Raw genomic sequence first — 23038 nt, forward strand, 5'->3', positions numbered from 1 at the left:
CACCACCCCCCGTGGAGTGGTGGGCATCGCCCTGTGCGCTGTGCGGACGAGTGACCACCGGCCGCACAGCCGAGTGCGGGCGGACCGCAGGCGATACGCCTCGGGCCGCCCGCACTCGGTGGTGTCAGTGGTTGCCGGCGCCGTTGCCCGAGAGCACCGGGATGTCGCTCAGGATGTGCGACAGCGGCTCGTCGCCCTTGGCCTGGGTGGAGTTCTCGGTGCACTGCTGGTTCTGCGGGTTGGACAGGACGTTGATGTCCTGGACCGCGAGGCCGACCGCACCGAACAGCGAGCCCACGTTCGCCTTGACCGGCAGAGCGACGCAGGGCTTGTTCAGGGAGCCCTGGACGAGGCTGAGCTGCGGGCTCTGGTCACCCTCGGTCCTGCTGTTGCCGAACGTGGACTTGGTGCCGTTGCCGTTGACCGTGGTGGTGCCGTGGTCGTCGCCGATCGCCATGGCCGAGGGGGCCGCGGCGGCGGAGAGGCCGATCAGGGACACAGCCACAGCAGCGCCGGCCATCATCTTCTTCATTACGCTTCACCTTTCGGAGCGTCCCGTTGTGGAACGTACTGAGTAACCACAAGCGGAGGGTTTAGTTCCGCTACACCACTCGAACGAGTTGGACCCGGTTCCGGGTCGACGTGGCCGCTACCTGCCGTTTCGCTCCGCGCGGGCGGCGGGGACGAAGACGCGATCCCGGCCGGGGACGGACCTGCGGGTCGTCGGCGGGCCGCACGCCGCGCCCGCCCGGCTCGGTCCGGCCTCACGCCGTGCCGCGTCCCGCCATTCGGCGAGCAGCCGGTCGTAGATGGGCGTGGAGCTCTCCGGCAACCGGTCGCGGCCGGGCGCGTGATGACTGTCGTACGGGTCCATGAGGCGCACTTACCCGGCCGCACACCCGGCGTCGGCCGCGACTGCGGCAACCGGCCCAATTCCCGCACTATCGGGCTACCCGACGTCCGGACCGGCGGAACCGGACAGGCGCGTGGGGCCGCTCGTCCTGGCGGCCGACCATCGGTCGGCAGCGGCACGGACGGAACGGCCCCACACGTCTTCACGGACTACGACGAGGCGGGAAACGGTGCACCCTGGCCGGGATGGGCGCAAGGGAAGCCGGAGTCACGCGGTGTCAGTTGTTGCCCCCGCCGTTGCCCGAGAGCAGCGGGATGTCGTTGAGGATGTGCGACAGCGCCTCGTCACCCTTGGCCTGGGTGGAGTTCTCGGTGCACTGCTGGTTCTGCGGCGAGGAGAGGACGTTCACGTCCTGGACCGAGATCGGGACGAACCCGAGGAGCGAACCGAGGTTGGCCTTCGCCGGCAGCGCGATGCAGGGCTTGTTGAACGACCCCTGGATGAGGCCGATCTGCGGGCTCATGTCACCGTGCGTGCTGCTGTTGCCGTAGTACTGGTCGGAACCGTTGCCGTTGACCGTCGTCGTGCCGGTGTCGTTGCCGATCGCCATGGCCGAGGGGGCCGCGGCGGCGGAAACGCCGGCGACGGAGGCGGCGACTGCCGCGGACGCCAGAATCTTCTTCATCATGAACGTGCCCTTCTGGTATTTCTCTGTTGCCCGCCTGTCCGGAGCGCTCTGAACAACTCCGCCCGGGCGGTTTCGGTTGCGCCATTTCACTCGAACGATTTCCTCGGCCGGATCGTCGCGTAATTCGCGGAAGCCGGCCGGTGAATTGGTGCGGCGAGAAAGGGCTGCCGGACGTCCCGCCATGCATCAGCCGCCCAGCGGAAGCCCACCGATCAGCGGACCCGCGGCCTCGGCGACAGCCGTGACCGCCTCCGCCGACTTACCGACCGTGCCGTCCTCGTGAACCGCTCCGGCCGTCTGCCCGACCCCGTCCACCACGGGGTTCACCACCTGGTCGGGGATCTTCGGCAGGGTGGAAGTCAGCTCGTTCACACCGGTGGTGAGGCTGATCTTGGGTGAGGTGGGTGCCGTGGCGGCGACCGCGGGAGCGGCCGCCCCGAGAGCGGCCACGGAACCTGCGACGAGGGCTACGGTCTTCGCGTACTTCACTTCTCGAATCCCTTCTCCGGCGGCATCCGCCGCCTTTGTCCTGGACAACGATCAAGCGGCACAGGGGGAAACTGCGAGTGGCAGGATTTTCCGTACGCGACAAAAAGGCCCTGGAGCGCCACATGGGCTCCAGGGCCTTCTCATGACGAGCCGTCGGCTCGATCGGAAAAATACTCAGCGGTTGATGCAGACGTTGCCGAACGCCGGGTTGAGCGCACCGACGAGGTTCAGGGTGTTGCCGCAGAGGTTGATCGGGATGTTGATCGGAACCTGCACGACGTTGCCGGACAGGACACCCGGGGAGTGGGCGGCGATCGCACCGGCGTCGGAGTCGGCCATGGCCGGGGCAGCGGCACCCAGCGCCATGAGGGTTCCTGCGGCGACAGCGGCGACCTTGGTGTACTTCATTTTCGTACCTTTCTGCAGCGGAGCTCTGGACGGACGCGCCTTTCGCGCCGTACGGGCGATTCTCGGAATGCGCTCGTGGCTCCGGGGCTGTAATGCCTAACAATGTGCGGGCGGCATCGAAACGCTATGGAAGACGTTTCTCGGAAAACCGCCCGATTGCTTCAGGCCCGGACCGCACGGCGGAGGAGTGTCGGCGGCCCGGGCCGGTCGTTGTGGCGCGGGTCAGTGGTTGCCCTTGCCGTTGCCGGACAGAATCGGAATGTCCGACAGGATGTGCGACAGCGGCTCGTCACCCTTGGCCTGGGTGGAGTTTTCCGTGCACTGCTGGTTCTGCGGGTTGGACAGGACGTTGACGTCCTGGACCGCGATCTTGGCGAGGTGAGCCAGGGTGCCCACGTTGGCCTTGACCGGCAGGGCGATGCAGGGCTTGTTCAGGGAGCCCTGGACCAGGCTGAGCTGCGGGCTCTGGTGCCCCTTGGTCTCGCTGTTCCCGAACTCCGACTCGGTGCCGTTGCCGTTGATCGACGTCGTGCCGGTGTCGTCACCGATCGCCATGGCGCTGGTCGCCGAGAGACCGAGGATGGAGGCGGCGACGGCACCCGTAGCCAGAACCTTCTTGATCACGATGAACCCTTCTCGTACCGATTGCCCCGTGGCGGAGCGCACTGCCCAACTCTCCGCCCGGGGTTTGGTTCTCCCCGTTCACCCGAATGCCGGAAATACCCAGGAACCCTCGTCAAGTGAACGCACGTGCGTTACCCATTCGAGTGGTTACATAATTTCCACGACTCTCCAAGTTTCCCACGCAACTCCCCTGTCGTTATGAAGTAGTCCGCGTAGATGGAATGAGTTGCCGCCGGGGCCACCGCCCCGGCACACAAGCGGCACCGCGCGATGATTCTGCGGGCTCACTGCCCACGTGAATATCCCGAAGAAGGGCAAGTAATGCGACAGGTTTTGAATAAAAGCATGATCGTCATGGCGGCGGCGTCGGGCATCCTGTCCGCCGCCGGCGGTTATGCGCACGCCGATGCGTCGGCTGACGGCGTTGCCGCCAATTCGCCTGGCGTGGGCTCGGGCAATGCCGTGCAGGTCCCGGTGCACGTGCCGGTCAACCTCTGCGGCAACACCGTCAATGTGATCGCCCTGCTGAACCCCGCCTTCGGCAACAAGTGTGCGAACGTCAGCTCCGACAAGGGCCACGGCGGACACGGCTCCGGCAGTCACGGGTCCGGTGGACACGGGTCCGGCGGGCACGGCTCCGGCGGCCACGGTGGTCACGGCTCCGGTGCGAGCGCGGAGGGTGTGGCCACCGGCTCGCCCGGCGTGGTGTCGGGCAACCTGGCCCAGGTGCCCCTCGACATCCCGGTGAACGCCTGCGGCAACACCGTCGACATCGTGGGTGCGCTCAACCCCACGGGCGGCAACTCCTGCGCCAACGTGAGCGGTCCCGACCACGAGCACCCGCCGGTGGACGAGCCGCCGGTCGACGAGCCCCCGACCTCCGAGCCGCCGGTCGACAAGCCGCCGGTCGACGAGCCCCCGACCTCCGAGCCGCCGGTGGGCAAGCCCCCGGTCGACCAGCCGCCGGCCGGTAACCCCGGCCCGAACACCCCTGACACGCAGCTGGCCGAGACCGGCGCGGGTGACATCGGCCTGGCCGCCGGTGCGAGTGCCGCGCTGCTCCTGGGCGGCGCGGTGCTGCTGCGGCGCACCCGCAGCTCGCAGCGCTAGTTCCCGGCCGTCACGCACGCACAAGGGCCGCGATCCCGGCCGTCTCCGCAGCGTCCAGGTGGCGCATCGGCGGACTCATCACGTTCGTCGCGATGACGCCGCGCAGCATCAGAGCGGTCTTGAACGCGCCCAGGCCCGCGGCCGTGGCCGACGCCGTGCCCCCAGCTGCCGCTCCGACGATGTCGAACAGGGCCACGAGGCGGTCCTGTTCTGCTCCGGCGACGGCCCAGTCACCCCGTACCGCCGCCTCGTGCAACCGCACATAGCCGTGCGGATCCACGTTGCCGAGGCCCGGAACCGAGCCGTCGGCGCCGCTCAGCATCATCGCGTCGACCACGAGTTCGTGGCCCGTCAGGACCGCGAAGCCCGGCAGTTCGCGCGCCCCGATGGCCAGTCGGCGGAACGATCCGTCGTCCCCGCTGGAGTCCTTCACCCCGGCCAGCACACCGTCCGCGGCGAGCGGCAGGAGCAGTTCCGGGTCCAGCTTGCTGTGGACGCAGACAGGGACGTCGTACGCGAGGAGCGGCAGATCGACGGCGGCGGCGATGTCGCGGAAGTGGCGGTCGATCTCGGTGACATGGGTGCGCGTGTAGAAGGGCGCGGTGACGACCACCGCGTCGGCGCCGAGACCGGCGGCGGCGCGGGCCCGCTCGACGGCCCGGTTGGTGGTGGTCTCGATGGCCCCGACGAGGACCGGGACCTGGCCGGCCGAAGCTGCCGTGATCACCTTGATGACCTCGTCCTGCTGTCCGGGGGTCAGATAGGCGGTCTCGCCGGAGCTGCCGAGGGCGAAGAGACCGCTGACGCCCCCTTCGAGGAGATGGCCGACAACCCTCTCCAGGGACGTCCTGTCGATCTCCCCGTCCACGGTGAGCGGGGTGACGACGGGCGGGATCACACCGGAGTACGGGGCGGTGCGGGCGGTCATACGGTGCTCCCTGCGGACGGTACGGGGGTTGCGTCCCCGGCGGGGGACGCGGGGTTCTGCGGGTGGACGCAGTGCCAGCGGTGTTCGCCGGGGCCGAAGGTCTCCACGGGGAAGACCGTGGCGCAGACGTCGTCCGCCTTCCAGCAGCGGGTACGGAACGGACAGCCGGACGGCGGGTTGGTCGCCGAGGGCACCGGTCCGGTGAGCACGATGCGCTCCGTGGTCTCCAGCAGGCTGGGCGTGGCGGACAGGAGCGCCTCGGTGTACGGGTGCCTGGGCGCCCCCGCCACATCGGCCGCCCGGCCCTCCTCGACGATGCGGCCGAGGTAGAGGACGGCGATGCGGTCGGCGAGGTAGCGCACGGTCTGGATGTCGTGGGAGATGAACACCATGCCGAGGCCGAGGCGTTCACGGAGATCGACCAGGAGGTTGAGGACCTGGGCGCGTACGGAGACGTCGAGGGCCGACGTCGGTTCGTCGGCGACGATCAGCTCCGGCTCCAGTGCCAGGGCGCGGGCGATGGCGACGCGCTGGCGCTGGCCGCCGGAGAGCTGTCCGGGCAGGGCCTCGAGGGTGTGGCCGGGCAGGCCGACCAGATCGAGGAGCTCCTCCACGCGCGCCTCACGCTGCTCACGGGTGCCGCGCCGGTGCACGTCCAGCGGGTCGCGCAGGATCCGGCGGACGGTGAGCCGCGGGTTGAGCGCGGTCGACGGATCCTGGAAGACGACACCGACCGCGGAGCCGAAGTCGTCACGGCGCCGGGCCGCCGGCATCTCCCAGAGGTCGCGGCCGTGGAAACTGACCTCGCCCTCGGTGGGCTTCTGCAGGCCCGTGAGGACCCTCGCGAGCGTGGACTTGCCGCAGCCGGACTCCCCGACCAGACCGACGATCTCGCCGCGCTCGACCTCCAGCGTGGCGTCGGTGAGCGCGTGCACCGCGTCGCGCCGGAAGACGCCTCCGCTGCGTGCCTTGTGGCGTACATGGACGCCGTCGAGCCTGATCACAGGGCGCTCCTTTCGAGCTGTGCCACGGCCTCGGCCGGGTGGTGGCAGGCGAAGCCGTGGTCCTTCTCGGTGCCGCGCGCCGTCAGTTCCGGAGTCGTGCCGCGGCACAGACCGGTCGCGGCGGCGCAACGCGAGGCGAAGCGGCAGCCCGTTCCGAAGCCCTGGGGCGCCGGGACGACTCCGCGGATCTGGTGCAGCCGGTCGGCGCCCGCCTCCAGGGAGACGACGGAGCCGAGAAGGCCGCGGCTGTAGTGGTGGGCGGGGTCGGTGAGTACGGAGCGGGTGGCGCCGACCTCGGCGAGACGGCCCGCGTACATCACGGCGACGCGGTGCGAGAGGTCGCCGACAAGGGCGAGGTCGTGGCTGACCAGGACCATGGCGAAGCCGAGTTCGTCGCGCAGCCTGATGAGGAGCTCGACGACCTGTGCCTGGACGGTGACGTCGAGGGCGGTGGTCGGTTCGTCCGCGATCAGCAGCCGGGGGCTTCGGGAGAGGGCCATGGCGATCAGGACCCGCTGGCGCTGGCCGCCGGAGAGTTCGTGCGGGTAGCTGCGCAGCGTGCGTTCGGGCGAGAGGCCGACGAGTTCGAGGAGTTCGGCCGGTGTCTTCGTACCGCCGCGTGAGGTCAGCTGCTTGAGCTGGGTCCCCACGAGGACGGAGGGGTTGAGCGAGGAGAGCGCGTCCTGGTAGACCATCGCGATCTCGGGGCCCATGAGGGCGCGGCGTTCCTTCGGGGAGAGCTTGAGGAGATCCCGGCCCCGGTAGAGGATTTCGCCGCTGACCTCGGCGTTGCGGGCGAGCAGGCCCATGACGGCGAGGCTGGTGATGGACTTGCCGCAGCCGGACTCGCCGACGAGGCCGAGCGTTTCGCCCTCGTGGACGGTGAAGTCGAGTGAGTCGACGACGGGGATGTCGCCGTAGCGGTCGGGGAAGCGGATCGCCAGGTCGCGTACGACGAGGAGTTCGGCGGCGTCGTCCCCTGTCGGGGTCACGGCCGGACCGGTGGTGTTGATGTGCCGGGCGAACTTGGCGAGCGCCGCGTCGATGTCGACGACGGAGGCGGCCTCGACCGGGTCCGGTGCGGTGGTGGCGGAGGGCTCGGTGCCTGCGCGGCCGCTCCTCGGTGCGGCGGAGGCGTCGGTGAGGCCCTCGGAGAGGATGTTGAGCGCGAGGACGGTGATCAGGAGTGCGAGGCCCGGGAAGAAGGTCGCCCACCAGCCGCCCGCGAGGAGGATCTGCCGGCCGTAGGCCAGGACGCTGCCCCAGCTGGGGTCGGGGTCCTGCACTCCGGCGCCGATGAAGGAGAGGCTGGCCTCGAAGATGATCGCCTCGGCGACCATGACGGTGGCGAACACCATGACCGGGGCCATGCAGTTGACGGCGACATGGCGGAGCACGATGTAGCCGCGCCGGGCGCCGATGACCTTCTCGGCGGCGACGTAGTCCTCTCCGTACTGCTCGAGGACGTTGGCGCGTACGACGCGGGCGAGTGACGGTGTGTAGACGAAGGCGATGGTGAAGATGATCACCGGGATGCTGGTGCCGAAGACGGCGACGAGTACGGCGGCGAGGGCGATCGGCGGGAACGACATCACGATGTCGAGGGTCCGCATCACCGACTCGTCGCCGAGTTTGCGCGAGGTGGCGGCGAGCGAGCCGAGGACGGCGCCCACGACCAGGGCGACCGCGGTTGCGCCGAGGCCGATGATCAGCGAGTAGCGCGAGCCGTGCACGACGCGGGCGAAGACATCACGGCCCGCCCGGTCGGTGCCGAACCAGTGTGCGGCGCCGGGCGCCTGCACGGGAGTGCCGGTGGTCAGCGGGTCCTGGGTGAGCAGCGGCGCGAGGACCGCGCCGAGTACGACGACGACCAGGACGCAGAGTGCGACGCGGGAGGTGGCCGGGAGGGCGCGGAACGCGATGCCCGGCCGGGAGAGTTTCTTGGCCAGACGGCCCGTGGCGAACATGTCACACCGTCCTGATGCGCGGGTTGACCAGCAGGTAGAGCAGGTCGACGATGACGTTGACCACCAGGAAGGCGATGGCGATGGTCAGTACGGTGCCCTGGACCAGCGCGACATCGCCGCCGGTGACACCTTCGAGGATGAGTTTGCCCATGCCGGGCAGGTCGAAGATCGCTTCGATGACGACGGCGCCGCTGAGCAGGTAGCCGACCTTGACGCCGAGCACGGTGAGCGGGGTGACGAGGGCGTTGCGGAGCACCGAGCGGACCACGAGGAGGACCGGCAGGCCGTTGCCGCGCGCGGTGCGGACGTAGTCGCGGTCGAGTTCGGCGACCATCGAGGTCCGTACGAGACGGGCGAGCGACGCCGCGACAGGCACGGCGAGCGAGAACGCGGGCAGGGCCATGGTGGTGAGCCAGCCGCTGAACGAGTCGGCGGGATTGGTGTATCCGCCGGTCGGGAAGATCCGGGTGTTCAGTGCGAACTGCTGGATGAGCAGCACACCGAGCCAGAAGGACGGGATGGCGACCCCGGCCATGGAGAACACCCGGAACAGCTGGTCGGGCCAGCGGTCGCGGTACATCGCGCCGAGGACACCCGCGACGACGGCGAGGACGACCGCGAGGACCAGTCCGAGGAACGTCAGCTGGAGGGTGAGCGGGAAGGCGGCGGTGATCCGGTCGATGACGGGCAGGCTCGGCGGGACGGTCATCCCGAGGTCGAAGTGCAGCAGTTGGCCGAGGAAGTCGAAGTAGCGGACGGGCAGGGGGTCGTTGAGACCGTTGGCCTCGGCGAAGGCCGCACGGGCCTCGGGAGTGGCGCTCTCCCCGAGCGCGTTGAAGGCCGGGTCGGCCGGCGAGAACTGCAGCACCACGAAGACCAGCAGCGCGATGCCGAGGATCATCACCGGCATCATCGCGACGCGGCGGAGCGCGAGCCGGAGGAAAGCAACCATCGTCGGGTTCCTTGCGATTGGGCGGACGGCAGGTCCGGACAGCTGTCGGTGCGGCCCGGACCGGGGTCGGTCAGGCGCGGCTGACGTCCACGAAGGACAGGCCCGTGGTGGGCAGCGGCTGGAAGCCGGGCAGGGCCTTCTCGTTCCACGCGGTGGGCAGCTTGCGGTGCAGGACCGGGTAGAGCGCGGCCTCGTCGGCGACCAGGTCGGTGACCTCGCCCCACAGCTTCCTGCGGGTTGCCTCGTCGGGGGTCTGCGCCGCCTTGTCGAGGGTCTGCCTGACCTGCTTGTACGCCGGGGAGGAGGACCAGCCGTAGCGCTTCTCCGGCCAGAAGCCGTAGTAGAACCAGCGCATCAGCAGGTCGGCGTCGTTGCCGAAGACGGACGGGTCCCCGGGCGCCACGAGAACCTCGAAGTCACCGCCGTCGATCTTGGCGTACTGGGCCGGGGACTGGGCGATGTCGAGGGTGACCTCGACTCCGGCGGCCGCCCAGCTCTCCTTGAGCAGTGGGGCGATGTCCTTGACCCATCCGGTGTCGGTGGTCAGGACGGTGAAGGAGAGGTTCTCGACACCCGCTTCGGCGAGCAGCTTCTTCGCCTTCGCCACGTCGTGCGTGTAGACGGTGGCGGCCCTGCGGTAGTCGGGGTGGGTCTCGGGGACGTAGCCGGTGGCGGCTGCCGCGTTGCCGACCATGGCGGTGGAGATGATCTTCTCGGTGTCCAGCGCGTAGTGCAGCGCCTGCCGGACCCGCTTGTCGGCGAACCGCTTGTCCGCCGTGTTGAACATCAGGAACAGCAGGCCGAAGGACTGCACGGACTCGGTCCTCACCGAGCCGGCGAGCCGCTTCACATCGATGTACGGGACGTCCTCGATCGCCTGGACGCGGCCCGACTCCATGGCGCTGACGCGGGCCGACGGGTCCGAGATCAGGCGCCAGATCATCTTCTTGGCCTTGGCCGGGTGGGGTCCGTTGTACGTGTCGTACTTCTCGAAGACGATCTTGTCCTCGCGGGTCGCCTCGATGAGCCTGTACGGCCCCGAGCCGACCGGCTTGGCGTCGAATCCCTTGACGTCCGCCTCGACGATCTTCTTCGGCACGATCCGGGCGACGGCGATACGGGAAGGGAAGAGGGCGAAGGCGTACTTCAGCTTGAACTCGACGGTCTTCGCGTCGACCGCGGTGACGGTGTCGACGAAGGGCACGAACTGCGCCATGAGCGAGGCGTTCTTCTCGTCCAGGATGCGCTCGAAGCTGAACACGACGTCGTCGGCGGTGACCGGCGATCCGTCGTGGAAGGTCGCACCCTCGCGGAGCGTGGCCCGGTAGGTGGTGGCGTTGATCTTCTTCGGCATCTCGGTGGCGAGAGCGGGCCGGGCCACGAGGGTGGCCGGGTCCAGGTCCACGAGGCCCTCGAAGATGTGTGTGTTGGCGGCGAAGGGAGTCGCACCCGAGGTGATCATCGGGTCGAATCCGGTCGACAGCGCGTACGACAGGCCGGCCTCGATGGTGCCGTCGCCCCTGCCCGCCGCGCCGTCCGCGGTCGAGGACGGTCCGCCGCAGGCGGAGAGGCCCGCCGTGAGGGCGGCGGCCGCGCCGATGGCACTGGTGTAACGCAGGAAGGTGCGGCGCTCGACGCCGGCTGGCCTCAGCTCGGGCACGGGTCCTCCAAGGGACGTTGAGGGAGCGGATGAGCGGAAACGGGGGGCTGTGCGGTCATCGCGAGTGACCCCGGAACGACCAAGCGTCAGACGTCAGATGTCTGATGCCTTGATAGCGTGGGAACGTAGCTTGACAATCGAGAGGGGTCAAGAGGTGGGGAGTTCACATATGTCCGGCACCCGGTCCGGCCGGACGCTGCTCCGGCAGGAAGTGGTCGACGGCATCAAGCGCTACATCCTCGAGGAGCGGCTGCGCCCCGGGGACCCGCTGCCCACGGAGCCCGCCCTGTGCGAAGCACTCGGCGCCAGCCGCTCCAGCGTCCGCGAGGCGGTCAAGATCCTCGCCGCGCTGGACATCGTCGAGGTGCGCCACGGGCACGGGACGTACGTCGGCCGGCTGAGCCTGTCCGCCCTGGTGGAGAGCCTCACCTTCCGCGGCCTCCTCTCCCCCGACGACGACTTCCAGGTGATGGCCGACCTCGTCGACGTACGCGAACTCTTCGAGCGGGGCATGGCCGACCGGATCATCTCCTCGCTCAGCACGGAGCAGCTGGACCGGCTGGACGGCCTGGTGGCCACGATGCGCGCAACCGGCGCCCGCGAGGGGAACGGCTTCGTGGAGGCCGACCGGGCCTTCCACGCCCTGCTCGTCGCCCCGCTCGGGAACGACCTCATCGGCCAGCTGTCGATGGCCTTCTGGGACGTGTACACGATCGTGGCACCGCATCTCGACGGATTCACCCACGCCGACGAGACGGCGACGATCGCCGCTCACCAGAACATCACGGACGCCGCGCGGGCCGGTGACACCACCGCGTTCCTGAAGGCACTGGGAGAGCACTACGAGCCGGTCAGAAGGCGGATCTCCGAAGCGCGGGCGCGCAACGACACCACGGCCTGACCGCCCCTCCCGCCACCCCGCACGGCCGGCGCGGCCTCCCGTACCCACGGGGGTCCGCCCCGGCTGCCCCCCTTGACGACCCGCCGCAGTGATCCCTAGGGTCCGGTTGCCAGCAGGACATCTGACGTCTTCTGTCCTGTCGCATCCCGTACCCCAGGAGGGCACAGCCATGCCGTCGGCCGATCTCCCGCTCGCGGACTGCCGCACCTACCGGCCGGACCTTCCGGAGCCCGACGACTTCGACGCGTTCTGGTCCGGGACCCTGGACGCGGAGCCTCGCGACGGCGGCAGGGACAAGCCCGCGTTCACCCTCGTGGGAACCGGTCTCTCCCAGGTGCTCACCTACGACGTGACCGTTCCCGGCCACGGCGGCCGGCCGGTGCGCGGCTGGCTGCGGATGCCCGCGGGGGCCACCGAACCGCTCGGCTGCGTCGTCGAGTTCCTCGGTTACGGACGTGGCCGCGGCCTGCCGCACGAACAGCTGTTCTGGGCCTGCGCCGGATATGCCCACCTCGTCATGGACACCCGGGGCCAGGGCTGGTCCGAAGCGTCCGGTGACACGGCGGACCCGGATCCCGGCGCCGCCGGGACCGTGCCGGGCTTCGTGACGCGTGGTGTCGAGAGCCCGGAGACGTACTACTACAGACGGGTGTTCGCCGACGCGGTCCGCTGCGTCGAGGTGATGCGTGGGCATCCGGAGGTCGATCCGGACCGCGTCGTCGTCACCGGGATCAGTCAGGGCGGCGGCATCGCCCTCGCGGTGTCCGGGCTGGTGCCGGGGCTGGCAGGGGTCATGCCCGATGTGCCGTTCCTGTGCAACGTGCCGCGGGCGGAGAGGACCGGTGGGCTGCCGCCCTACACCGAGATCGCCTCCTACCTGCGGCTCCACCGCGACCGTACAGACATGGTGTTCCGGACCCTTTCGTACTTCGACGCGGCCCTGCACGCCACCCGGGCCACCGCTCCTGCCCTGTTCTCTGTCGCGATGATGGACGAGATCTGCCCGCCCTCCACCTGCTTCACGGCCTACAACCGCTACGCGGGGCCGAAGGACATCCGTGTCTACGAGTTCAACGGGCACGAGGGCGGGGCGGAGTACCACAGGGCGGAGCAACTGACCTGGGTGCGCTCCCTGTTCGCCGGCCTTCCGTCCGGGAGCCCACTGCCCGTCCGCTGACGCGCCGGCCCCACGCCGCGCGCTCCGCCCATCCCCCCTCCGCGAGAAGAGAGATCGCCCATGCAGCGCAGAGTCACCGTCGCCCTGCTGTCCGCCGTCCTGCTCACGGCCACCTCGGCCGGTACCGCCCACGGTGCCTCCGCCGCGGGTGAACCGACCTCCCAGGACCTGGCGGTCCAGGGTGCCGGATCCCCGTACTACCGCATCCCCGCCCTGACCACCTCGGTCAAGGGCACACTCCTCGCGGCCTACGACTCACGCCCCACCCTCGCGGACCTGCCGGGCAACCTCGGTATCGTCCTGCGACGCAGCACCGACGGCGGTACGACCTGGAAGGCTCAGCAGGTCGTGCGTAAGGAGGCCGCACCCAAGGGCTTCGGCGACCCGAGCCTGCTGACCGACCGGACCACGGGCCGGATCTTCCTCTTCTACGCGGCCTCGGTGAACCAGGGCTTCTTCGGCTCGGGCACCGGCAACGACGAGAGCGACCCGGACGTCCTCCAGGCCGACTACAGCTACTCGGACGACGACGGTGTGACGTGGGCCCACCGCCGCATCACCGCTCAGATCAAGAATCCGGCGTGGGCCGGCATGTTCGCCGCGTCCGGCGAGGGCATCCAGGTGCGCCGGGGGACGTACAAGGGACGGCTGATCCAGCAGTACGCCATCCGCAGCGACGGGGCCAACTACGCGGTCAGTGCCTACAGCGACGACCACGGCGAGACCTGGAGGACGGGCAACCCGGTCGGCCCGGGCGGGGACGAGAACAAGACCGTCGAGCTCGACGACGGCCGGATCATGCTCAACAACCGTTCCGCGCCCTACCGCACGATCGCGTACTCCACGGACGGCGGCGTCAACTACACCCCGTTCACCCAGGACACCGAACTGCCGGACCCGGCGAACAACGCCTCGGTCATCCGCTACGCCCCGGATGCCGCGACGTCCGACCCCAAGTCGTCGTGGCTGCTGTTCAGCAACACGGAGAGCACGTCCTCGCGGAGCAACCTCACGGTGAAGATGTCCTGCGACAACGGGAAGTCCTGGCCGATCCGGAAGGTCGTCGACCCGGGCAGTGCCGCGTACTCGACGCTCACGCGGCTGCCGGACGGCCGCCTCGGCCTGCTCCACGAGCGCGACAACTACAAGAACATCACCTACTCCTCGTTCGACCTGCAGTGGCTCGGCGGCACCTGCGCGGACATCACCATCACCCCGCCGGCCACGCTGAAGGCGGGAACCACCACGGAGGTCACCGTCCGGGTCGTCAACCGGATGGACGTGGCCCGCAGCGCGGGAACGCTCGACCTGACGGTGCCCGGCGGCTGGACGACCCGGCAGGTGGCCTTCCCGGCGACACGGCCGGGCGAGGGCGCGAACATCAAGGTTCCGGTCACGATTCCGGCCGGCGCCTCCGGGAACGCCGAGCTGACCGTGACCTACAGGGCCGACGGCAAGCAGGCCTCCGGCAGCCGGACGGTGACCGTGACTCCGTAACCCCTTGTCCCGAAGCAGGTGTTGTTCCCACGGCCGCACCGGGCCGGCTGCGACCATGGGGACGACACCTCCCGGGACGACGGACAGGCGGCGGCGTGGCAGCGACAGGCTTACGGATGGGCGTGGTCGGCGGCAGCATCGCCGGGTGCGCCATGGCGATCGCGGGCTCCAGGGCCGGGGCGGACGTCACCGTGTACGAGCGCAGCACAGGCGAACTCCAGGACCGCGGTCTGGGCATCGTGATCCCCCCTCCCCTGCACGAACAGCTCGTCGCCGCGGGCTATCTGGACGCCGCGATGCCCACGGCACCGGTGGCCACGCGCGTCTGGCTGACCCGGCAGCCGGGCCGGCGGTCGGCCCGCGAGTTCGCGCGCCAGCCGAGCCCGGTCACGCCGTGCAACTGGGGTCTGCTGTGGCGGTCGTTGCGCGCGAAGGCCGACTCGGCCCGCTACCACCGGGGCCTGCCCGTCACCTCCGTCGAACGGACCGCCTCGGGGCAGGCACTCGTCCGTACGGCCGGGGCGGAGGAGTCGTACGACATCGTGGTGGGCGCCGACGGGCACCGGTCGCTGACCCGGCACGCCCTCGCCCCCGGGCTGAGCCCGTCGCCCGCCGGGTACATGGTGTGGCGCGGCGCGCTCCCGCTGAGCGCGCTCGACGGGCATCAGCGGCAGCTCGAACTCCTGCGGAGTGCCTGGATCACCATCGGCTACCCCGGTGGACACGGCATCTTCTACCTGATCCCCCGGGGCGGCGGGGCCGGCCCCGAGGAGCGTCTGCTCGCCTACGCCGTCTACGCGAAGCCGCCCGCTCCCGAACCCCACGATCCGCAGGAACTGGCCCCGTACGTACGGGACATCGCCGACGAGCACTTCCCTCCCGAGTGGGCGGACATCGTCGCCCGCGGCGAGCACACCTCCATGGTCTGCCACCCGGTGACCGACCTCCACGCACCCCGGTCGGCGGATCCGCCGTTCCTGCTGGCCGGGGACGCGGCAGGCGTCACCCGGCCGCACACGGCAAGCGGCGCGGTCAAGGCGCTGCAGGACGCCCTGTGCCTGGAGGAGGCGCTGCGCGGGTCCGCCTCACCCGCCGAGGCGCTGCGGCACTACGCGCGGGAGCGCACCGCGGAGGGCGCGCGGCTGATGGAGCTCGGCCGCAGGCTGGGCGGCGCCCAGGTGGAACGCACTCCCGACTGGACCGCGATGGACCAGGACGCGGTGGACACCTGGTGCCGCGCCACCCTCGCCGGCAGTACGAGCTATCTGTACGGCGGCGTCCAGTAGCAGGGGCTCCGCAGTTCGCGTCACACCCCTTCGTCCAGCCGGGTACGGATGCCGTCGAAGTGGGTGCGCATGGCGCGCACCGCGCGTTCGCCGTCGGCCGCGGCGACCGCCTCGACGATCTCGTGGTGCTGGGCGCAGGTGGTCCCGGGGTCCTGGTGTCCGTCGTCGAGGTCCTCCCGCACCCGGTCCATGGCCGCCCAGAACGCGTCCAGCACCTCGCTGAGCAGGTGGTTGTCGAGGGAGGCGTAGAGCGCGAGGTGGAAGGCGCGGTCGGTGGCGCGCGCCACCCGGCCGTCGCGCGCCTCGGTCTCCATCGTCGCGACGAGGGCGCGCAGCACGGCCAGGTCCTCGTCGGGGATGCCCGCGGTGACAGCACCGACCAGCCCGGCTTCCAGTGCCTCGCGCACCTTCATCAGCTCGAGGAGGCCCGGCTCGCCCTGCCGGTGCCGTACCGCCGCCCGGAACGCGAGCCCTTCGGCGAACGGCGACAGGGACAGTGAGCCGACGAAGGTGCCGAAGCCGTGCCGGATCTCGACGACGTTGACGGCCTGGAGCGACTTGAGCGCCTCACGGACCGAGACCCGGCCCGCGCCGAAGAGTTCCATCAGCTCGCCCTCGGTGGGCAGCGGGTCTCCGGGGCCGAGTCTGCGGTCCAGGATCAGCTCCTTGAGCCGGCGTTCGATGTCCTGGGCCATCGTGGGGCGCGCCACAACCGTCCTCCTGAGGTCTCGTTGCCTCTTGACCGTCGGCAAGGGCATCTGTTTAAGGTAAGCGCAGACATAGGACATCTTACGTCCCACGTCTCGATCTGTTGAGCCGCGCAGGCCACAGATCCGTGTACCGACAAGCTGGAGCCTTCACCATGCCCCTGACCGCACCGCTGCACGGCGTCGTACCGCCGGTCTGCACCCCGCTCGATTCCCGTGGGGAGGTCGATACCGCCTCCCTCGCCCGGCTCGTCGAGCACCTGATCGAGGGCGGTGTGCACGGGCTCTTCGCGCTCGGTTCGACCAGCGAGGTCGCCTTCCTCACCGACGAGCAGCGCGGCACCGCACTGCGGACCGTGGTCGACGCGACCGCCGGCCGGGTCCCGGTGCTCGCCGGAGTCATCGACACGACGACCGCCCGCGTCATCGAGCACGCCAGGACCGCCGCCGGCCTGGGCGCGGACGCCCTCGTCGCGACCGCGCCCTTCTACACCCGTACGCACCCCAAGGAGATCGCCGGGCATTTCCGGCGGCTGCGCGAGACCGTCGACCTGCCGCTCTTCGCGTACGACATCCCGGTGGCCGTGCACACCAAGCTCTCCGCCGCCCTGGTCCGCGAGCTGGCCGAGGACGGCACCCTGGCCGGACTCAAGGACAGCAGCGGCGACGAGGGCGGGCTGCGCAGGCTGATCGTCGAGCTGGGCGGCCGGGACGGCCGGGCGCAGGGTCCCGTGCCGCGGTTCAGCGTGCTGACCGGTTCCGAACTCACCGTGGACGCGGCACTGCTGGCCGGGGCCGACGGTGTGGTGCCGGGCATCGGCAACGTGGACCCGGCCGGGTACGTGCGGCTGTACGACGCCGCGCGCGCCGGTGACTGGCAGACCGCAGCCCGGGAGCAGGAGCGGCTGATCGAGCTGTTCGCCATGGTCGACGTCGGCCCGGAGGCCGACATGGGCCGCAGCTCGTCGGCGCTCGGCGCCTTCAAGGCGGCGCTGCAGCTGCTCGGCATCATCGACGACGCCGCCACCGTGTTCCCGCAGATCCAGCTCTCCGCCGAGTCGGTCGCGCTGGTCTCGCAGCGTCTGCGCGGCGCCGGACTGCAGCCGGTCCGATGAGCCAGGCCGCCCCGGGGAGCACGGTCATCGGACTCGACCTCGGCGGCACGAAGATCGCCGCCGCGCTCTTCGCCGCCGACGGCACGGTGCTGGCCCGGCACACCCGGCCCACCCCTGCCCGGGACGGATCGGCGGCGGTGCTCGACGCGCTCGCCGCGGCCGCCGCCCATGTCGACCCCGGGCGGCTCGCCACGGCGCTCGGTATCGCCGCCGCGGGAGTCGTGGATCCTCGTACCGGCATGGTCACCGGCGCCACCGACTCCATCCGGGGCTGGGCGGGTACGGCACTCGGCGCGGAGCTCGCGGACCGTACAGGACTGCCGGTGGCCTGCGACAACGACGTACGCGCCACCGCCGGACCGGAGCTCGCCGCCCTGCCGGGAGGCCGTGGTTCGCTGCTCTTCGCGGCGGTCGGCACCGGGGTGGGCGGCGCCCTCGCCGTCGACGGCCGGATGCTGCACGGTGCCGGGGGCATCGCCGGCCACCTCGGCCATCTGCCGAGCGCGGAGGCGGCGGGGCTGCCCTGCACCTGCGGGGCCACCGGGCATCTGGAGGTCATCGCCTCCGGTCCGGGCATCACCGCCCACTACGAACGGCTCACCGGCACCCCGGTGGACCGGCTCGAAACCGTCGCGGCCCGGGCGGCCCTGGGCGACGACGACGCCGTACACGCCGTCACCACCGGCGCGGTTGCCGCCGGGCGCGTCCTGGGCGGGCTCGCCAACGCGCTCGGACCCGACCGGGTCGTCGTCGGGGGCGGAGTCCCCCGGATCGGCCCGCTGTACGGGGACGCGCTGGCAGGCGCCTTCGCCGCCGAGCTGATGCCGCCGCTGCGTGGCCTGGCCCCCGAGGCCCCGCTGTTCGGCCATGACGCGGCCGTGCTCGGCGCGGCGGCGCTGGCCACAACTCTTCCCCTCCACCACCCGGGAGCTCTTCGATGACCGCACAGGACCTCAACGACGCTCTCCGGGGCCGGCTGATCGTCTCCTGCCAGGCTCCTCCGGGCGACCCGATGCGGGAGACCGCCACCCTGGTACGGCTCGCGCGGTCGGCCGTCGCCGGTGGCGGCGCCGCGATCCGCGCCAATGAGCCGGAGGTCGTCGCGGCGATCACCGAGGCCGTCGCGCTGCCGGTCATCGGCCTCTGGAAGGACGGGGACACCGGCGTCTACATCACGCCGACGGTCCGGCACGCCCTCGCGATCGCCGAGGCCGGTGCCGCCGTGGTCGCCGCCGACGCCACGGACCGGCCGCGGCCCGACGGTTCCACCTTCGCCGAGCTGGTCACCGCCGTGCACGCGGCCGGTGCGCTGGTCATGGCCGATGTGTCCACGCTCGCCGAGGGCATCGCGGCGGCGGCGCAGGGCGCCGACTTCGTCTCCACCACCCTGTCCGGCTATGTGCCGGGCACGCCCCGGCAGACCGGCCCGGATCTCGATCTGGTCACATCCCTCTCGGCCGCGATCGATGTCCCCGTCGTCGCCGAGGGCCGCATCAACACCCCCGACGAGGCCGCAGAGGCCTTGGCCCGCGGCGCCCACAGCGTCGTCGTGGGCACCGCCATCACCGCCCCCACCGCCCTGACCGCCCGTTTCGTGGCCGGACTCGCCCGGCGCTGACCCACCCCGACCACGCGGTGCGGCCGCTCAAGGGCGAGCACCGTCCCGCATCATGGAGTGCACCGTGCAGAAATCAACCCCCCTGCTCCCCTGGTACCGCGAGGTGAGCCGCAAGCAGTGGAAGTCGTTCTTCGCCGCCTGGATCGGCTATCTCCTCGACGGCTTCGACTTCGTCCTGATCACACTCGTCCTGACGGAGATCAGTGATGAGTTCGGCCTGAACACGGTGCAGGCGGCCAGCCTGATCTCGGGTGCCTTCATCACCCGCTGGCTGGGCGGCGCGGTACTCGGCGCGATCGGCGACCGGTACGGCCGCAAACTGTCGATGGTGCTGAGCATCCTGCTCTACTCCCTGGGCACGTTCGCCTGCGGATTCGCCTGGAACTTCCACAGTCTGTTCGCCGCCCGGCTCGCCATCGGCATGGGTATGGCCGGCGAGTACAGCGCCAGTGCCACGTACGTCATGGAGAGCTGGCCGCCCCGGGTCCGCAGCCGGGCCAGCGGCTTCCTGATCTCCGGCTTCTCGGTCGGGTCGGTCCTCGCCGCGCAGGTCTACAACTGGGTGGTGCCGTCGCTCGGCTGGCGGTGGATGTTCTACCTCGGCCTGGTACCGATCGCGGTCGCGCTGTGGATGCGGCGCGCCCTTCCGGAAGCCGAGGAGTGGACGGAGTCCGTCGCGGACAAGGGGGCGAAGCCCAACCCGTTCCGGCCGCTGTTCGTGACCCGGGGACGGGCCGTGGTCAACACGGTCCTCGTCGTCGCCGCGACGCTCTCGCTCTTCCTGATCTTCACACCGGGCAGCGACGGCCTCGTGCCGGTCCTGTCGGTCGTGGCGGGTCTGGCTCTCGCCGCCTTCGCGGTGCAGCTGGGCGGAAAGCGGAGCTGGCTGCTGTACGTCTCGATGATCGTGACGCTGTTCTTCGCGTTCCTGTACTCGTGGCCCATCCAGGCACTGCTGCCCACCTATCTGAAGACCGAACTGGGCTACAGCACCGACCAGGTCACCGACGTCCTGTACTTCGCGGGCTTCGGGACCATGATCGGCTGCTGGGCGGCGGGGTTCCTCGGCGACTGGATCGGGGCGAGGAAGGCGTACGCGCTGACGCTCCTGGCCTCGCTCGCCTTCGTCTACCCGGTCTTCGCGGTGAAGGACAACCTGCTGCTGCTCGGCTGTCTACTCTTCCTGCTGCAGGCGACCAGCTTCGGTATCTCCGGGCTGCTGCCGCGCTACATCGGCGGCCATTTCCCGACCGCGAGCCGCGGCGCCGCACTCGGCTTCACGTACAACGTGGGAGCGCTCGGCGGCGCCGTCGCACCCGTCCTCGGGGCACACCTCGCGTCCGGGATGGACCTGGGGCAGGCGCTGGCGGTGCTGACGTTCGCGGGCACGGTGATCGTGGTGCTGCTGGTCGGCTTCGACGTACCGGCACGGCTCAACCGGCTGACGGACCCCGGTGCCGAGAGGGATCATCTGGCCGCGCCGGCCGAGGCGGCGACGACGAGGCGGAAGGCCGAGGTCGGCTAGTACCACGTCGGGCATTCGCCCTGCCCCGACGTGTCTCCCCCCGGCGCGGGCGGGCCCCCCGGTCGTGACCGGGGGTCCCGCCCGGTTCTACCTCCGCCTGCGGTTCACGCCCGGCGCAGTGCGGAGCGGCCCGCGTAGCGCGCCGAGTCGCCCAGCTCCTCCTCGATCCGGATCAGTTGGTTGTACTTCGCCGTGCGGTCGGAGCGGGAGAGCGATCCGGTCTTGATCTGACCGCAGCCGGTCGCCACCGCCAGATCCGCGATGGTGGTGTCCTCCGTCTCGCCCGAGCGGTGCGACATGACAGCCGTCCAGCCCGCCCGGTGGGCCGTGGCCACCGTGGCCAGCGCCTCGGTCAGCGTCCCGATCTGGTTGACCTTGACCAGGACCGAGTTGCCGACGCCGGTGCGGATGCCCTCGCGCAGCAGCTTCTCGTCGGTGCAGAACACGTCGTCGCCGACGAGCTGGCAGCGGTCGCCGACACGGTCGGTCAGCTCGCGCCAGCCGTCCAGGTCGTTCTCCGCCATCGGGTCCTCGATGGAGACGACCGGGTAGGCGTCGATGAGCTTGGCCAGGTAGTCGACGTTCTCGGAGGGGGTGCGGCGCACGCCCTCGCCCGCGTAGTCGTACACCCCGTCGCGGAAGAACTCGGACGACGCCGGGTCCATGAGCAGGCCGATGTCCGTGCCGGGGCGGTAGCCGGTGCGCTCGATGGCGGTCATCACGAAGTCGAGCGCCTCCTCGGCGGTACGCAGCGCGGGCGCGAAGCCACCCTCGTCGCCGACGCCCGTGGAGTGCCCGGCGGCCAGCAGATCGCGGCGCAGGGTGTGGAAGACCTCACTGCCCATGCGTACGGCTTCGGCGAAGGTGTCCGCACCCAGGGGCGCGATCATGAACTCCTGGAAGTCCAGCGGGTTGTCGGCGTGGGCGCCGCCGTTGACGATGTTCATCATCGGCAGCGGCAGGAGATGGGCGTCGGCGCCGCCGAGGTAGCGGTGGAGAGGCAGGCGGTGGGCCGCCGCGGCGGCCTTGGCGGCCGCGAGGGAGACGCCGAGGACCGCGTTGGCGCCGAGCCGGGACTTCGTGGCGGTGCCGTCGAGGGCGATCAGCGCGGCGTCGAGACCCGCCTGGTCCGCCGCGTCCCGCCCGCGCACGGACGCCGCGATCTCCCCGTTGACGTGGGCCACCGCGCGGTCGACACCCTTGCCGTGCCAGCGCGTGGTGTCCCCGTCGCGCAGTTCCACGGCCTCCCGGGTGCCGGTGGAGGCGCCGGAGGGAACCGCCGCGCGCCCCAGGGATCCGTCCGTCAGGACGATGTCGACCTCGACCGTGGGGTTGCCCCGGCTGTCGATGATCCGGCGGGCGGTGACGGTCTCGATAGTGGCGTCGACGGTTCCGACTGTTCCTGCGGACATGGGAGTTCCTCCCCGTTGTCATGTGCCGTGGCCCCGGCTGCGACAACGCTGGCGCTGAGCCCGACAGGCAAAACCATACAGCAATGCTGATCAGTTTCGCTGTACAGCATTGCTGTGCAGGTCAGCGGCACGGCCCGCTGACAACGGGGTAAAGTGCCCTATGCCCACCCCGGAAGCCGCCACCATCGCCGCCGAACTGCGCACCGCGATGGGCAAGCTCACCCGACGCGTCAGACACGAGGACCACATCCCGCTGGGCCAGGTCGCCGTGCTCGGCGCACTCGACCGCGACGGCGCCATGACCACCAGCGACCTCGCCGCCGATCAGCGCGTACGCCCCCAGTCGATGGCCCGGGCGGTGGGACTCCTCATGGAGCAGAACCTGATCACGCGCCGGGCGCACCCCACGGACGGCCGCAAGTCGCTGGTCGAGCTCTCCGACGCGGGCCGGGCGGCACTGGAGGCGGAGCGCGGCCGCAGGGTCGGCTGGCTCGCGCAGGCCATCGAGGCCGAGCTCACCGATGAGGAGCGGGCGCTGCTGGCACGGAGCGCGGCCCTGCTGGAGCGGCTCGCCACCCGGTAGTGCCCTGACGGGTCGCTGCCGGGCGGGAACCCACTCATCACGGTGCGGTCCTCACGGGTAGAAGTGCGTCAGCGACTCCGCGGCGCAGGCCGGCTTCTGGGACCCCTCGAGTTCGAAGGTGAAGGCCCGCGTCATCTGTACGCCGCCCCGCGGGACCTCCTTCACCTCGGTGACGGAGGCGTGCAGCCGTACGCGGCTTCCGACGGGGACGGGCGCCGGGTACCGGACCCGGTTGACCCCGTAGTTGAGGGCCCGTCCCACGCCGCTCACCTGGAGCAGCTCGCCGAACATCGGGATGCCCCAGCTCAGGACCATGTAGCCGTGGGCGATGGTGCGCCCGTACGGGCCGGCCGCCGCGCGTTCGGTGTCGGTGTGGATCCACTGGTGGTCACCGGAGACGTACGCGTACGTGTCGATGAGCTCCTGGGTGACCTCCTTCCAGGCGGAGTGCCCGAGGTCGCGCCCGCCGAGGGCGAGGATCTCCGGGATGCCGTGCACGGTCAGGGGCATGGGAGGTACTCCGTTCGCTTCGTG

General features: G+C 70.6%; 24 protein-coding genes. 10 read left to right on the forward strand and 14 right to left on the reverse strand.

Translation table 11 applies throughout. The features are described 5' to 3' along the window. Nucleotides 1–124 precede the first annotated feature (124 nt). The 6 genes from ACFW9O_RS32840 to ACFW9O_RS32865 all read right to left on the reverse strand — a co-directional run bounded on the left by ACFW9O_RS32840 (nt 125) and on the right by ACFW9O_RS32865 (nt 3062). Nucleotides 125–532: a rodlin gene (locus tag ACFW9O_RS32840; RefSeq protein WP_351182079.1), complete on the reverse strand. Its 408-nt coding sequence runs from the start codon at nt 530–532 to the stop codon at nt 125–127. 117 nt (nt 533–649) lie between these two features. Then, the gene (locus ACFW9O_RS32845; RefSeq protein ID WP_384614427.1) at nt 650–874 is read right to left on the reverse strand and encodes a hypothetical protein; all 225 of its coding nucleotides are present in this window, start codon (nt 872–874) and stop codon (nt 650–652) included. A 256-nt stretch (nt 875–1130) separates the two neighbouring features. Next, complete coding sequence (locus ACFW9O_RS32850; RefSeq protein ID WP_351182085.1) at nt 1131–1541, reverse strand: rodlin; 411 nt, start codon at nt 1539–1541, stop codon at nt 1131–1133. Between the two features lie 186 nt (nt 1542–1727). Next, the gene (locus ACFW9O_RS32855) at nt 1728–2030 is read right to left on the reverse strand and encodes a hypothetical protein (RefSeq protein WP_384614429.1); all 303 of its coding nucleotides are present in this window, start codon (nt 2028–2030) and stop codon (nt 1728–1730) included. A gap of 174 nt (nt 2031–2204) precedes the next feature. Continuing rightward, nucleotides 2205–2438, reverse strand: a complete 234-nt coding sequence (locus ACFW9O_RS32860; RefSeq protein ID WP_384614431.1) for a chaplin — start codon at nt 2436–2438, stop codon at nt 2205–2207. Between the two features lie 222 nt (nt 2439–2660). Next, entirely contained in the window at nt 2661–3062 is a 402-nt protein-coding gene (locus ACFW9O_RS32865) for a rodlin (RefSeq protein ID WP_351182094.1), read from the reverse strand. A 345-nt stretch (nt 3063–3407) separates the two neighbouring features. Between ACFW9O_RS32865 and ACFW9O_RS32870 the strand changes: the two genes are divergently transcribed. Then, on the forward strand, nt 3408–4172 hold the full coding sequence (locus tag ACFW9O_RS32870) for a chaplin family protein (RefSeq protein ID WP_384614432.1): 765 nt from the start codon (nt 3408–3410) through the stop codon (nt 4170–4172). Between the two features lie 10 nt (nt 4173–4182). On the opposite strand, the gene ACFW9O_RS32875 is transcribed toward ACFW9O_RS32870, so the two are convergent. From ACFW9O_RS32875 to ACFW9O_RS32895, 5 genes are all read right to left on the reverse strand, one after another. Next, nucleotides 4183–5100, reverse strand: coding sequence for a dihydrodipicolinate synthase family protein (locus tag ACFW9O_RS32875; RefSeq protein WP_384614434.1), 918 nt, complete (start codon nt 5098–5100; stop codon nt 4183–4185). Next, nucleotides 5097–6104, reverse strand: a complete 1008-nt coding sequence (locus ACFW9O_RS32880) for an oligopeptide/dipeptide ABC transporter ATP-binding protein (protein ID WP_384614436.1) — start codon at nt 6102–6104, stop codon at nt 5097–5099. Before ACFW9O_RS32880 ends, ACFW9O_RS32875 begins: the two co-directional genes overlap by 4 nt. After that, nucleotides 6101–8071: a dipeptide/oligopeptide/nickel ABC transporter permease/ATP-binding protein gene (locus tag ACFW9O_RS32885; protein ID WP_384614437.1), complete on the reverse strand. Its 1971-nt coding sequence runs from the start codon at nt 8069–8071 to the stop codon at nt 6101–6103. Before ACFW9O_RS32885 ends, ACFW9O_RS32880 begins: the two co-directional genes overlap by 4 nt. 1 nt (nt 8072) lies before the next feature. After that, the gene (locus ACFW9O_RS32890; RefSeq protein ID WP_384614438.1) at nt 8073–9023 is read right to left on the reverse strand and encodes an ABC transporter permease; all 951 of its coding nucleotides are present in this window, start codon (nt 9021–9023) and stop codon (nt 8073–8075) included. 70 nt (nt 9024–9093) lie between these two features. Then, nucleotides 9094–10683, reverse strand: a complete 1590-nt coding sequence (locus ACFW9O_RS32895; protein ID WP_384614440.1) for an ABC transporter substrate-binding protein — start codon at nt 10681–10683, stop codon at nt 9094–9096. Between the two features lie 169 nt (nt 10684–10852). Between ACFW9O_RS32895 and ACFW9O_RS32900 the strand changes: the two genes are divergently transcribed. From ACFW9O_RS32900 to ACFW9O_RS32915, 4 genes are all read left to right on the forward strand, one after another. Then, nucleotides 10853–11584, forward strand: coding sequence for a FadR/GntR family transcriptional regulator (locus tag ACFW9O_RS32900; RefSeq protein ID WP_384614442.1), 732 nt, complete (start codon nt 10853–10855; stop codon nt 11582–11584). A gap of 169 nt (nt 11585–11753) precedes the next feature. Next, nucleotides 11754–12761, forward strand: a complete 1008-nt coding sequence (locus tag ACFW9O_RS32905) for an acetylxylan esterase (RefSeq protein ID WP_384614444.1) — start codon at nt 11754–11756, stop codon at nt 12759–12761. A gap of 60 nt (nt 12762–12821) precedes the next feature. After that, nucleotides 12822–14258: an exo-alpha-sialidase gene (locus ACFW9O_RS32910; RefSeq protein ID WP_384614446.1), complete on the forward strand. Its 1437-nt coding sequence runs from the start codon at nt 12822–12824 to the stop codon at nt 14256–14258. Between the two features lie 95 nt (nt 14259–14353). Beyond that, entirely contained in the window at nt 14354–15544 is a 1191-nt protein-coding gene (locus ACFW9O_RS32915) for an FAD-dependent monooxygenase (RefSeq protein WP_384614448.1), read from the forward strand. Between the two features lie 20 nt (nt 15545–15564). On the opposite strand, the gene ACFW9O_RS32920 is transcribed toward ACFW9O_RS32915, so the two are convergent. Next, the gene (locus tag ACFW9O_RS32920) at nt 15565–16254 is read right to left on the reverse strand and encodes a FadR/GntR family transcriptional regulator (RefSeq protein WP_384614450.1); all 690 of its coding nucleotides are present in this window, start codon (nt 16252–16254) and stop codon (nt 15565–15567) included. A gap of 152 nt (nt 16255–16406) precedes the next feature. On the opposite strand from ACFW9O_RS32920, the gene ACFW9O_RS32925 reads away from it, so the two are divergent. From ACFW9O_RS32925 to ACFW9O_RS32940, 4 genes are read left to right on the forward strand one after another with little or no spacing between them, the layout of a single operon-like run. After that, nucleotides 16407–17366 (forward strand): dihydrodipicolinate synthase family protein, encoded by a 960-nt coding sequence (locus ACFW9O_RS32925; protein WP_384614452.1) that lies wholly within the window; start codon nt 16407–16409, stop codon nt 17364–17366. After that, a complete protein-coding gene (locus tag ACFW9O_RS32930) occupies nt 17363–18307 on the forward strand; it encodes an ROK family protein (RefSeq protein WP_384614454.1) in 945 nt (314 codons plus the stop codon). The genes ACFW9O_RS32925 and ACFW9O_RS32930 overlap by 4 nt, the downstream gene beginning before the upstream one ends. Continuing rightward, nucleotides 18304–18984, forward strand: a complete 681-nt coding sequence (locus ACFW9O_RS32935) for an N-acetylmannosamine-6-phosphate 2-epimerase (protein ID WP_384614456.1) — start codon at nt 18304–18306, stop codon at nt 18982–18984. Before ACFW9O_RS32930 ends, ACFW9O_RS32935 begins: the two co-directional genes overlap by 4 nt. 52 nt (nt 18985–19036) lie before the next feature. Continuing rightward, on the forward strand, nt 19037–20509 hold the full coding sequence (locus ACFW9O_RS32940; RefSeq protein ID WP_384614458.1) for a sialate:H+ symport family MFS transporter: 1473 nt from the start codon (nt 19037–19039) through the stop codon (nt 20507–20509). Between the two features lie 104 nt (nt 20510–20613). Here the strand turns inward: ACFW9O_RS32940 and eno are convergent, their stop codons facing one another. Continuing rightward, a complete protein-coding gene (gene eno / locus ACFW9O_RS32945; protein ID WP_384614460.1) occupies nt 20614–21921 on the reverse strand; it encodes a phosphopyruvate hydratase in 1308 nt (435 codons plus the stop codon). A gap of 160 nt (nt 21922–22081) precedes the next feature. Here eno and ACFW9O_RS32950 point away from each other — a divergent pair, with 160 nt between their 5' ends. Next, nucleotides 22082–22504 carry a MarR family transcriptional regulator gene (locus ACFW9O_RS32950; protein WP_351179385.1) on the forward strand — a complete coding sequence of 141 codons (423 nt, stop codon included), beginning with the start codon at nt 22082–22084 and terminating at the stop codon, nt 22502–22504. Between the two features lie 51 nt (nt 22505–22555). Here the strand turns inward: ACFW9O_RS32950 and ACFW9O_RS32955 are convergent, their stop codons facing one another. Next, nucleotides 22556–23014 (reverse strand): MaoC family dehydratase, encoded by a 459-nt coding sequence (locus ACFW9O_RS32955; RefSeq protein WP_384614462.1) that lies wholly within the window; start codon nt 23012–23014, stop codon nt 22556–22558. Nucleotides 23015–23038 lie beyond the last annotated feature (24 nt).

It is taken from the genome of Streptomyces sp. NPDC059499 (assembly GCF_042749285.1).
Lineage (GTDB): Bacteria > Actinomycetota > Actinomycetes > Streptomycetales > Streptomycetaceae > Streptomyces.